Annotated in this window: 10 protein-coding genes and 1 tRNA gene; 8 read left to right on the top strand and 3 right to left on the bottom strand. The window is 62.6% G+C overall.

Features of this window, described 5'->3' with window-relative positions; genetic code table 11:
- Positions 1 to 299: 299 nt before the first annotated feature.
- The 8 genes from IAE33_RS23875 to ychF all read left to right on the top strand — a co-directional run bounded on the left by IAE33_RS23875 (position 300) and on the right by ychF (position 7,101).
- The gene (locus IAE33_RS23875; protein WP_201165645.1) at positions 300 to 2,021 is read left to right on the top strand and encodes a tetratricopeptide repeat protein; all 1,722 of its coding nucleotides are present in this window, start codon (positions 300 to 302) and stop codon (positions 2,019 to 2,021) included.
- Positions 2,022 to 2,024: 3 nt separating this feature from the next.
- On the top strand, positions 2,025 to 2,642 hold the full coding sequence (lolB, locus tag IAE33_RS23870) for a lipoprotein insertase outer membrane protein LolB (protein WP_028631689.1): 618 nt from the start codon (positions 2,025 to 2,027) through the stop codon (positions 2,640 to 2,642).
- A gap of 4 nt (positions 2,643 to 2,646) precedes the next feature.
- Complete coding sequence (ispE, locus tag IAE33_RS23865; protein ID WP_201165643.1) at positions 2,647 to 3,507, top strand: 4-(cytidine 5'-diphospho)-2-C-methyl-D-erythritol kinase; 861 nt, start codon at positions 2,647 to 2,649, stop codon at positions 3,505 to 3,507.
- Positions 3,508 to 3,527: 20 nt separating this feature from the next.
- Positions 3,528 to 3,602 (top strand) — tRNA-Gln (locus IAE33_RS23860).
- 48 nt (positions 3,603 to 3,650) lie between these two features.
- Complete coding sequence (locus IAE33_RS23855) at positions 3,651 to 4,592, top strand: ribose-phosphate pyrophosphokinase (protein WP_003247410.1); 942 nt, start codon at positions 3,651 to 3,653, stop codon at positions 4,590 to 4,592.
- Between the two features lie 120 nt (positions 4,593 to 4,712).
- The gene (locus IAE33_RS23850) at positions 4,713 to 5,312 is read left to right on the top strand and encodes a 50S ribosomal protein L25/general stress protein Ctc (protein ID WP_028631691.1); all 600 of its coding nucleotides are present in this window, start codon (positions 4,713 to 4,715) and stop codon (positions 5,310 to 5,312) included.
- 79 nt (positions 5,313 to 5,391) lie between these two features.
- Positions 5,392 to 5,976, top strand: coding sequence for an aminoacyl-tRNA hydrolase (gene pth / locus IAE33_RS23845; RefSeq protein ID WP_028631692.1), 585 nt, complete (start codon positions 5,392 to 5,394; stop codon positions 5,974 to 5,976).
- A gap of 24 nt (positions 5,977 to 6,000) precedes the next feature.
- The gene (ychF, locus tag IAE33_RS23840) at positions 6,001 to 7,101 is read left to right on the top strand and encodes a redox-regulated ATPase YchF (protein ID WP_201165641.1); all 1,101 of its coding nucleotides are present in this window, start codon (positions 6,001 to 6,003) and stop codon (positions 7,099 to 7,101) included.
- A 100-nt stretch (positions 7,102 to 7,201) separates the two neighbouring features.
- On the opposite strand, the gene IAE33_RS23835 is transcribed toward ychF, so the two are convergent.
- The 3 genes from IAE33_RS23835 to IAE33_RS23825 form a co-directional block, all read right to left on the bottom strand.
- Positions 7,202 to 9,598 carry a TonB-dependent siderophore receptor gene (locus IAE33_RS23835; protein WP_201165639.1) on the bottom strand — a complete coding sequence of 799 codons (2,397 nt, stop codon included), beginning with the start codon at positions 9,596 to 9,598 and terminating at the stop codon, positions 7,202 to 7,204.
- A gap of 116 nt (positions 9,599 to 9,714) precedes the next feature.
- Entirely contained in the window at positions 9,715 to 10,662 is a 948-nt protein-coding gene (locus IAE33_RS23830) for a FecR domain-containing protein (protein WP_201165637.1), read from the bottom strand.
- Positions 10,659 to 11,195: a sigma-70 family RNA polymerase sigma factor gene (locus IAE33_RS23825; protein WP_201165636.1), complete on the bottom strand. Its 537-nt coding sequence runs from the start codon at positions 11,193 to 11,195 to the stop codon at positions 10,659 to 10,661. The genes IAE33_RS23830 and IAE33_RS23825 overlap by 4 nt, the downstream gene beginning before the upstream one ends.
- Positions 11,196 to 11,323 lie beyond the last annotated feature (128 nt).

Below are 11,323 nucleotides of genomic sequence, written 5' to 3'. Positions count from 1 at the left end.
GCCTCAGCGCTTGACGGGCATCCATGCCCGTCACCTCCCTCCGCAAGCCCTGCGCTCGGCCTCCTGAAGTCGCAATCTGCGTCGCCTGTGCTTTCGCGCGCTTAGAAGCAAAAAACAAAAGCAAAAGCGCAAGCGCAGGCGATGACGACACAGCCCTATGGCAGCCTGGTTCGAACCCCATGCGGCATGCGTGGTCTTCTTAGGCGAAGCCTGGCTTGATACCCCAGGCCGGTGGGTTTGCCACCGCGCTTGTGTCATCATGCTCCGACCGCCGGTGAGTCTCCATTTATATGTCCTCTATGAACAGACCTTACGCATTGCTGCTTGCCTTCGCCCTGCTCCAGGGCTGCCAGAGCCTGGCCCCGCAAAAGGCCGAGCCCCCCGCCGCCGAAACCGGCAAGCGCGAGGCCGAAAAGCCCATGGTGTATGGGTCGTTCACGCAGGACACACTCTATAGCCTGCTGGTGGCCGAATTGGCCGGCCAACGCAACCGCTTCGATATCGCCTTGGCCAACTACACCGACCAGGCCGCGAAAACCCAGGACCCTGGCGTTTCCGAACGGGCCTACCGCATCGCCGAATACCTGGGCGCCGACGAACCCGCCCTGGACAACGCCCTGGTGTGGGCCCGCAACGACCCGCAGAACCTCGACGCCCAACGCGCCGCCGCCATCCAGCTGGCCCGCGCCGGCCGTTACGATGACGCCATGGCCTATATGGAGAAGGTGCTGCAGGGCCAAGGCGATACCCATTTCGACTTCCTGGCCTTGTCTGCTGCCGAAACCGACCAGAGCACCCGCGATGGCCTGCTGCACAGCTTCGAGCGGCTACTGGCCAAATACCCCGACAACAGCCAGCTGATCTTCGGCAAGGCCTTGCTGCTGAACCAGGACGGCAAGGCCGAACAAGCCCTGGACCTGCTCGAATCGCACCCGCCACAAAACGGTGAAATCGCACCCATACTGCTGCGCGCGCGGCTGCTGCAGGCCCTGGACCGTGGCCCCGAGGCCCTGCCGTTGCTGCGCAAGGCCATCCGCGACAACCCCGATGACAAGCGCCTGCGCCTGACCTATGCCCGCACCCTGGTGGAGCAGGACCGCATCGCCGACGCCAAGGGTGAATTCCTCAGCCTGGTCCAGCAGTACCCCGAGGACGACGAGCTGCGCTATTCCCTGGCCCTGGTCTGCCTCGAGAACAAAGACTGGGACGAGGCCGAGAGCTACTTGCAGGAACTGGTCGAGCGCGACAGCAACACCGATGCGGCGCACCTGAACCTGGGCCGCATTCGCGAAGAGCGTCACGACCCTGCCGGCGCGCTGCGTGAGTATGCCCTGGTAGGCCCAGGCCCAGACTACCTGGCGGCCCAGCTGCGCCAGGCCGACATCCTGATAGCCAACGGCCGTGGCACCGAAGCGTCGCGCCTGCTGGCCGAGGCCCGCGAGGCCCAGCCCGAGCAGGCCATTCAGCTGTACCTGATCGAATCGGAAAGCTACAGCAACAACAACAAGGACGCCCAGGCCAACCAGGTGCTGCAGCAGGCCATCCAGCGCTACCCCGACGACCTCAACCTGCTGTACACCCGCGCCATGCTGGCAGAAAAGCGCGACGACCTGGCCCAGATGGAAAAGGACCTGCGCGCCATCATTGCCCGTGAGCCGGAAAACGCCATGGCCCTGAATGCCCTGGGCTACACCCTGGCTGACCGCACCACCCGTTATGCCGAAGCCCGCCAGCTGATCGACAAGGCCCACCAGCTGACCCCGGACGACCCCGCTGTACTCGACAGCCTGGGCTGGGTGAATTACCGCCTGGGTAACCTGGACCAGGCCGAAGCCTACCTGCGCCAGGCATTTGCCAGCTTCCCCGACCATGAAGTGGCTGCGCACCTGGGTGAAGTGCTCTGGGCCAACGGCAAACGCCGCGAGGCCCGCCAGGTATGGGCCAAGGGCTTCGAAGCACAGGCCGACAGCCCCATTCTGCGCAAGACCCTTTTGCGCCTGACCGGATCCGAGACTCTCTAGACCATGCTATTGCGCCATTTCATTACCTTCTCCCTCATCGCCCTGCTGGCAGGCTGCGCCGGTTTCGGTAGCCGCGAGGCCCTGCAGGGCCAAGGCGACCCGCAACAGTGGCGGGCCCATAAAGAACAGCTGACCCAGCTCGACGGCTGGCAGATCAATGGCAAGGTAGGCATCCGCGCCCCACGCGACTCCGGGAGCGGCACCCTGTTCTGGCTGCAGCGTCAGGACTACTACGACATTCGCCTGGCCGGCCCATTGGGCCGCGGCGCCGCACGCCTGACCGGTCGCCCGGGTGGCGTGGTGCTCGAAGTGGCCAACCAGGGCCGCTATGAAGCCACCAGCCCGGAAGCCCTGCTGGAAGAGCAGCTGGGCTGGAAACTGCCGGTATCGCACCTGGTGTGGTGGGTGCGCGGGCTGCCTGCACCCGACAGCAAGAGCAAGCTCACTCTGGACGGCGACAGCCGCCTGGCCGGCCTGGAGCAGGACGGCTGGCAGGTCGAGTACCTGAGCTACGCCGAACAGAACGGCTACTGGCTGCCCGAACGCCTGAAGCTGCACGGCAAGGACCTGGACGTGACCCTGGTGGTCAAGGACTGGCAACCGCGCCAGCTGGGGCACTGAGTTCATGCCCACGCTGACACTGCCTGCCCCGGCCAAGCTCAACCTGTGGCTGCACATCATTGGCCGCCGCGATGATGGCTACCACGAGCTTGAAACCGTGTTCCAGTTCCTGGAGCACGGCGATGAGCTGAGCTTTGCCCTGCGTGACGACGGCATTATCCGCCTGCACACAGACATCACATCGGTACCGCACGACAGCAACCTCATCGTGCGTGCCGCTCGCCAGTTGCAGGCGCAGTCAGGCACCGCGCTGGGCGCCGACATCTGGCTGAACAAGGTGCTGCCCATGGGTGGCGGCATCGGTGGCGGCAGCTCGGATGCCGCCACCACCCTGCTGGGCCTTGACCACCTGTGGCAACTGGGCTGGAGCGAAGACCGCCTGGCTGCCCTGGGCCTCTCGCTGGGCGCCGACGTACCGGTGTTCGTACGCGGCCATGCAGCGTTCGCCCAAGGCGTGGGCGAGCAACTGACCCCAGTCGACCCGGAGCAGCCCTGGTACGTCGTGCTTGTGCCGCAAGTGTCTGTCAGCACAGCAGAAATTTTTTCGCATCCACAGTTGACACGTGATTCTCTCCCCCTTAAGATGCGCCCCGTTCCCGAGGGAAACAGTCGAAATGACTGCCAACCGGTGGTAGAGCAGAATTACCCGGAAGTTCGCAACGCGCTGAATTCACTGGGAAAATTCACAGAGGCTCGACTTACCGGCACTGGAAGTTGTGTGTTTGGGGCCTTCCCAAGCAAAGCCGAAGCTGATAAAGTTCTGGCCCTTCTTTCAGCGACCCAAACAGGGTTTGTGGCGAAAGGAAGCAATATTTCGATGTTGCATCGCAAGCTGCAAAGTCTGGTCAAGAAGTCGAGCGCATAAGCGTTCGCAGCAACAGATACAGGGGCGTCGCCAAGCGGTAAGGCAGCAGGTTTTGATCCTGCCATGCGTTGGTTCGAATCCAGCCGCCCCTGCCATTTTCCTTATACTCATCCAGGTATACCCTCAGCCTTCAGGTACTGCGCGTGTCCAAGATGATGGTCTTTACGGGGAACGCCAACCCCGATCTGGCTCGACGTGTTGTACGTCAGCTGCATATCCCTCTCGGTGACGTCTCTGTCGGTAAATTCTCCGACGGCGAGATCAGCACTGAGATCAATGAAAATGTCCGCGGTAAAGACGTTTTCATTATTCAGCCGACCTGCGCACCGACCAACGATAACCTGATGGAACTGGTAGTGATGGCCGACGCCTTCCGCCGCTCCTCAGCCTCCCGAATCACCGCCGTGATTCCCTACTTCGGATACGCCCGCCAGGACCGCCGTCCGCGTTCGGCACGTGTAGCCATCAGCGCCAAAGTCGTCGCTGACATGCTCACTGTCGTGGGTATCGACCGTGTACTCACCGTCGACCTGCACGCTGACCAGATCCAGGGTTTCTTCGATATCCCGGTCGACAACATCTACGGCTCGCCCGTACTGGTCGATGATATCGAAGACCAGCGTTTCGAGAACCTGATGATCGTTTCCCCGGACATCGGTGGTGTCGTGCGCGCACGTGCCGTCGCCAAGTCCCTGGGTGTCGATCTGGGTATCATCGACAAACGCCGTGAAAAGGCCAATCACTCCGAAGTGATGCACATCATCGGCGACGTCGAAGGGCGCACCTGCATCCTGGTAGACGACATGGTCGACACCGCCGGCACCCTGTGCCACGCGGCCAAAGCCCTGAAAGAACACGGTGCTGCCAAGGTTTACGCCTACTGCACGCACCCTGTCCTGTCGGGCCGTGCGATCGAGAACATCGAGAAGTCGGTACTGGACGAGCTGGTGGTGACAAACACCGTTCCGCTGTCCGCCGCTGCTCAGGCCTGTGACCGTATCCGCCAGCTGGATATCGCACCGGTTGTGGCTGAAGCGGTACGCCGCATCAGCAACGAAGAATCGATCAGCGCAATGTTCCGCTAAGCGGAACGCACGCTGACGAAAAGCGCCCCGCCCCAGCACTTTTGCTGGGGCGGGGCTTTTTTGCCATCCCCGTTGGCGCTGGTCGCAAACGCCCTCGGGGGGCTATTTTGGAGAAACAAAATGACTGATTTCACTCTGAACGCCCAAGCGCGTACTGACCTGGGGAAAGGTGCGAGCCGCCGCCTGCGTCACTCCGCCAGCATCCCAGCCGTTGTTTACGGTGGTGGTAAAGAAGCTCAATCCCTGACCATCGTGGCCAAGGAAATCGCCAAACTGTTCGAAAACGAAGCTGCCTTCAGCCACGTTATCGAACTGAACGTTGATGGCACCAAGCAAAACGTCATCATCAAGGCCATGCAGCGCCACCCGGCCAAGCAGTTCATCATGCACGCCGACTTCATCCGCGTTGTGGCTGGCCAGAAACTGACCGCCAAGGTACCGGTTCACTTCATCAACGAAGAAGCCCCGGTCAAGAAAGGCGGCGAAGTTTCGCACGTTGAGTCCGAGCTGGAAGTTTCCTGCGAAGCGAAGGACCTGCCTGAGTTCATCGAAGTGGACCTGGCCAACGCCGAAATCGGCACCATCATCCACCTGTCGGACCTGAAAGCTCCGAAAGGCGTAGAGTTCGTTGCTCTGGCCCACGGTGATGACAAAGCAGTTGCCAACGTTCACGCCCCGCGCGTTTCCGCTGAAGCTGAAGAAGAAGGCGCTGCTGAGTAATCCACTCGCACGCCGGTGTTGATCGGGTTACAGTGCCGCGCGCCCTGTAACCCAACAACTCCAAGGAAGAGCCCCTGACGTGACCGCCATCCAGTTGATCGTCGGCCTGGGTAACCCCGGCCCCGAATACGAACAGACCCGGCATAACGCAGGGGCTCTTTTCGTAGAACGCATTGCCAGCGCCCAGCGTGTTTCGCTCGCCGCTGACAAAAAATATTTCGGCCTGACGGCTAAGTTCAGCCATCAGGGCAACGATGTTCGCCTGCTCATCCCCACCACCTACATGAACCGCAGCGGCCAGTCCGTGGCGGCATTGGCCAATTTCTTCCGGATCAAACCGGAGGCCATCCTGGTGGCGCATGACGAACTCGACCTGCCTCCCGGCGTTGCCAAGCTCAAGCGCGGCGGTGGCCATGGCGGGCATAACGGCCTGCGCGACATCATCGCGCAGCTCGGCAACCAGAACGACTTCCACCGCCTGCGGCTTGGCATCGGCCACCCGGGTGACGCCAAACTGGTTTCCAACTTCGTCCTGGGCCGCGCGCCGCGCGCCGAGCAGGAGAAGCTCGACGCCAGCATCGATTTTGCCCTCGGCGTGCTGCCGGACGTGCTGGCCGGCGACTTCGCCAAGGCCATGCGCGAGCTGCACAGCCAGAAGGCCTGATTTCCTTTAGAGAGGGGAATACCCATGGGTTTCAATTGCGGCATCGTCGGCCTGCCCAACGTCGGCAAGTCCACCCTGTTCAACGCCCTGACCAAGTCTGGCATCGCGGCGGAGAACTTCCCCTTCTGCACCATCGAGCCGAACAGCGGCATCGTGCCGATGCCCGATGCGCGCCTGAATGCACTGGCGGAAATCGTCAAGCCCAACCGCATCCTGCCGACCACCATGGAGTTCGTCGACATTGCGGGCCTGGTCGCCGGCGCTTCCAAAGGTGAAGGCCTGGGCAACAAGTTCCTGGCCAACATCCGCGAAACCGACGCCATTGCCCACGTGGTGCGCTGCTTCGAAGACGAAAACGTGATTCACGTTTCCAACAGCGTCGACCCCAAGCGTGACATCGAGATCATCGACCTCGAACTGATCTTCGCCGACCTCGACAGCTGCGAGAAACAGCTGCAGAAAGTGGCCCGCAATGCCAAGGGCGGCGACAAGGAAGCCCTGGCGCAAAAGGCCATCCTTGAGCAACTGATCCCGCACTTCACCGAAGGCAAGCCTGCCCGCAGCCTGATGAAGAACATGGCTGACGACGAGAAAGCCGTCATTCGTGGCTTCCACCTGCTCACCAGCAAGCCGGTGATGTACATCGCCAACGTGGCTGAAGACGGCTTCGACAACAATCCGCACCTGGACGTGGTCAAGGCCATTGCGGAAGAGGAAGGCGCGGTTGTGGTGCCGGTGTGCAACAAGATCGAAGCTGAAATCGCCGAGCTGGACGACGGCGAAGAAAAAGACATGTTCCTGGAGGCCCTGGGCCTGGAAGAGCCTGGCCTGAACCGCGTGATCCGCGCCGGCTACGAGCTGCTGAACCTGCAAACCTACTTCACTGCCGGTGTGCAGGAAGTACGTGCCTGGACCGTTCGCGTCGGCGCTACTGCCCCCCAGGCTGCTGGCGTGATTCACACCGACTTCGAAAAAGGCTTCATCCGCGCCGAAGTGGTTGCCTACGACGACTTCATCCAGTTCAAGGGTGAAAGCGGTGCCAAGGAAGCCGGTAAATGGCGCCTGGAAGGCAAGGACTACATCGTCAAAGACGGCGACGTGATGCACTTCCGCTTCAACGTGTAAGCACGCCCTGTGCAACACCTGAAACCCTTGAGGTCAGCGCCTCAAGGGTTTTTTCATTTCCAGGGCGCCTTCACCGCGTTTGCCCATCAAGGTCACCGGCTCAGAAGTCGCCTCGCAAGGTCAGCATGTAGCTTCGCGGTGTGCCGTAGGTAGTGCCGCGAGTCCAGTAACCGGTAGAGTCGAAGTACTTGCGGTCCAGCAGGTTCTCCACGTCCACGCCCACCGTCCAGTGGGGGTCCAGCTTGTAGGCGGCCCGGGCATCGAAAATGGCGCGGCCGCTGTTGCTGACTTCGATCGGCGGATCGTAATAGTGGGATTGGGCAGACACGCCACCGCCGATGCTGAAGCGGCTCCACTCCCCTGGCAGGGTGTAGTTGGTGTTCAGCCGCAGCATGTGCTTGGGCGTTTGCCCCGAGATCGGGCCGCCGCTCTCCGACTGCGTGGTGTTGTAGGTATAACCGGCAGCCACCTGCAGGCCAGGCAGCAGCTCGCCCGTGGCTTCGGCCTCGAAGCCTTTGCTGCGGCTGATGCCATCGCTGTTGATGAAACAGCGGCCAGCGATGTCACCTGCGCACTTGCCATCGTTGGCATAGTCCCGTGCGGCGACTTTTTCTTGCTCGATGTAGAACACTGCAAAAGACACGTTCAGGCGTTTGTCGAGCAGCTCGCCCTTGATGCCAGTCTCGTAGTTGGAGCCCACGGACGGGTCCAGCATCTTGCCGTCGACGGTGCGGGAGCTGGCCTGGGGCATGAAGATGTCCGCATAGCTGGCATACAGCGACCATTTGTCGTTCAGGTCGTAGATAGCACCCACGAAGGGCGTGAACTCGTGCTTCTGTTCATTGGTGCTTTTCGAGTCTTCGCTGGTGGTCTCGGTCTTGTACCAGCTCAGCCGCCCACCCAGCACCAGGCTCAGGTCTTCAGTCATGTGCAGGCGGGCGTTCAGGTAGGTGCCATAGCGCGTATCGAGCGTGTCTTCCTTGTAATCCCACCCCTGGCGTGCCAGCTCGGGCACGTTGTTGTGGTCAGGCCGGTAGACGTTCAGCGGGATGGGGCTGTCCAGTGCCTGGGAGACCTCCTTATCGTTCATGTTGCGCCTGGACCAGTTAGCCCCCAGCGACAGTTGGTGGCGCAGGCCGAAGGCCTCGAAGTCGCCGTCCACATGGCCGTCGACGGCATTGGCCGTGACGTCGAACTTGTGATAATTGACGTCGTTTACCATGGGGCCGGTAGGGCTGCCATAGGCCAGGGTATCTTCGGCGCCCCATTCGATGGCGCTGCGGTTATAGCTGCTTTCGGAATGGGAAAGCGCCAGCTTGCCGGTCCAGTTGTCATTGAAACGGTGGTTGAGGTCGGCGAACACTTCATCGGTGCGGCTCTGCAGGGTGGCCCAGTCTTGCCCCAGGAACGTCGAGCGCTTGAGGTGCGGGTTGCTGGCATCCGGGTTGTTCGGCAGGCCCAGTACGCTGTAGCCATTGATGCGCGAGGTTTGCCGACGCAAGCCCAGCGCAACGGTGGTGGCGTCGCTCAGGTCGCCTTCGACGATGCCATACAGCAATGGGCGCTTGGACTTGGTCACGTCGGTGAAGTAACCACGGTCCTCGTAGGAAGCGACCATGCGGCCGCGCAGGGTGCCCTCAGGGTTCAGCTTGCCGCTGGCGTCCAGGTCCAGGCGGTAGTTGTCCCACGACCCCGCCCGGGTGATGACCGTAAAACGTGGGTCGGCAGTAGGGCGTTTGCGCACCAGGTTGACCGCGCCGCCCGGGTTACCCGCGCCAACCAGTAGCCCGGCAGCACCGCGCAGCACCTCTACCCTGTCGAACACCGCCATGTCCGGGATCATCCACCCGGTATAGGCGTACGCCTGGCCGGCCACGCCGTCGACCATGTAGCTGTCGTCGGTCAGGTCAAAGCCGCGGGAACTGAAATGGTGGTTCCCGTAGCCTCGGTTGGCCCGGGTGATGCCGGTGGTCTGGGCCATGACCTGGTCAAGGGACACCAGGTTCTTGTCATCCATCAGCTTGCGTGTCACCACAGTCACGGACTGCGGCGTTTCACGCAGCGTCTGCGGGGTTTTGCCGATGGTCACGGCGCCAGTGGTGTAGGAATTTGTGAACTCAGTGGTCTCTCCCAGGCCCTGGCTGTTGATGTTGGTGGCGCCGAGTTCCAGTGCGCCTTCCGCGTCCACCGCAGGTACCACGCTGAAGGTGCCGCTGCCGGTCACGATGGCCTGCAGGCCGCTGCCAGCAAGCGCCTGCTGCACGGCCTGCAACGGGCTCATCTGGCCTTGTATGGCCGGCGCCTGCTTGCCGGCGACCAGCGCCGGGTCCAGGGACATCACCTGCCCGCCCTGGCGGGCGATGGCATTGAGGGTTTGCGCCAGACTGGCGGCCGGTAGATCGAAGTGCTGCTGTTGCACAGAACCTTGCGCCCACACGTGGGCCGCAGGCGCGGTGGCCAGGGTGATGGCGAGGGCAAGGGGCCAGGGTTTGAACACGTGAAGACTCCTGAATTTTTACTGTTGTCAGGAGGTAAGTGGGGCGAACCCCAAAAAGCGGACACGAATCATAAAAATTTTCATTCGAGCAGGGGCAAGGTTTTTTGCCTGCGTGTTTACCGCGCTTCGATTACCGTCACCCACCCGCCGAAACGTCTCACCCGGATAGGCATCGTTTCCTCCAGAGCCGCCAGGGTTCGCTCACTGTCATCCAGCGGGAATACGCCCTGCACGCGCAGCTGACGTACCTGCGGGCTGACGCGGATCACACCCGGGCGATACGGGCGAAGGGCGTCGACGACAGCGTCCAGCGGCTCGTCCAGCACACTGAGGTGGCCCTCAAGCCAATCGGCGCGGTAGGCCTGGCTAGCCTGCAGGGGCTCGATGCGCTTGCGGGTGAGCAAGGCCGCCTGCCCTGCTGCGAGGTCGAGCCAGGCCCCCCCTGGCAGCGATGCTCGCACGGCATGCTCCAGCACCACCACACGGGTGGCGCCAGCCTGCTGCTCGACCAGAAAACGCGTACCCAGTGCGCGCGCATCACCCTGCTCACTGCGCACGATGAAGGGCCTTGAAGCATCGGGCGCCACCTGTATGACCAACGCGCCGCGATAGAGGCGCAACAGGCGCTGCCCGGCCGTGAACTGCACATCCACGGCTGTGCCTGCGTTCAGGCTCAGCCGGCTGCCATCGGGCAGCATGAGGGTACGGCGTTCGCCGGTGCCCGTGCGCAAATCGGCGGTCAACACCCGGCCACCTTCACTGCGTACCCCCAACCACAGGGCCCCACCCACTACGCCCAACCCGCCGATACCGCGCAACACCTCACGCCGGCCAATCGACGGCTGCAGCAGGGTATCACGCAGGGCATCGGGCGCCTGCCGAGCCACCTCGTAGTGCTGGCCCATGCCCCGCTGCAACTGTTCCCAGGCCTGGGCATTGGCGGGGTTCTGCGCCAGCCACTGGCGGAACTGGGCCTGCTGGCGGGCTTCGTCGCGGCCCGAGCGCAGCCGCACCATCCAGGTGATGGCCTGCTCGGCGGCCGGGCCAAGGGCGGTGCGGCTCATGGCTGTGCGCCGCTGAGGTAGCACTGGCGCAACGCCTGGGCCATGTACCGCCCGACCGTGCGCTCGGACACCCCCAGCCGACGGCTGATCTCGGCATAGGGCAGCCCATCCAGCTGGCTCAGCAAAAAGGCTTTTTTTACCACCAAAGGCAGCCCGGCCAGGCTGTGGTCGATGGCGTGCAGCGCCTCGAGCAACAGGTGGGTTTCTTCTGGCGAGGGCGCCAGCGCCTCTGGCAGCAGCATCAGGCGCTCCAGGTAGGCTTGCTCCAGGCGGCGCCGCCGGTGGCGGTCGAAGATCAGCCGGCGGGCGATGGTGGCCAGGTAGGCACGCGGCTGCTCGATGGTCGCCGGGTCCACCCGTGCGGCGATGATCTGGCAGAAGGTTTCGGCTGCCGTGTCCTCGGCATCCGGGCGGTTGCTCAACTGGCGCCGAACGTGCTGCAACAGCCAGCGATGGTGGTCACTGAAAAAGAAACCCAGCTTGCGGGTATCGGATAGAGACACGGGCGAAACCAGAGGTGAATGAGAATGCATCGCATCTTATAGACAGCGAGGTTGAAGTGCCAGCGCCTATGAAGCTGCTGACGCAACAAGCAACATTGGCCCGAAATAAACGTAGGAGCGAGCAAAGCTCGCGATGCGCCGCGCGGGCGGCGCTCGGT

The organism is Pseudomonas sp. S60 (assembly GCF_016647865.1).
Classification (GTDB): domain Bacteria; phylum Pseudomonadota; class Gammaproteobacteria; order Pseudomonadales; family Pseudomonadaceae; genus Aquipseudomonas; species Aquipseudomonas parafulva.
The sequence above is the reverse complement of the archived record's forward strand: the minus strand, read 5'-3'. Positions and strand labels throughout refer to the sequence as shown.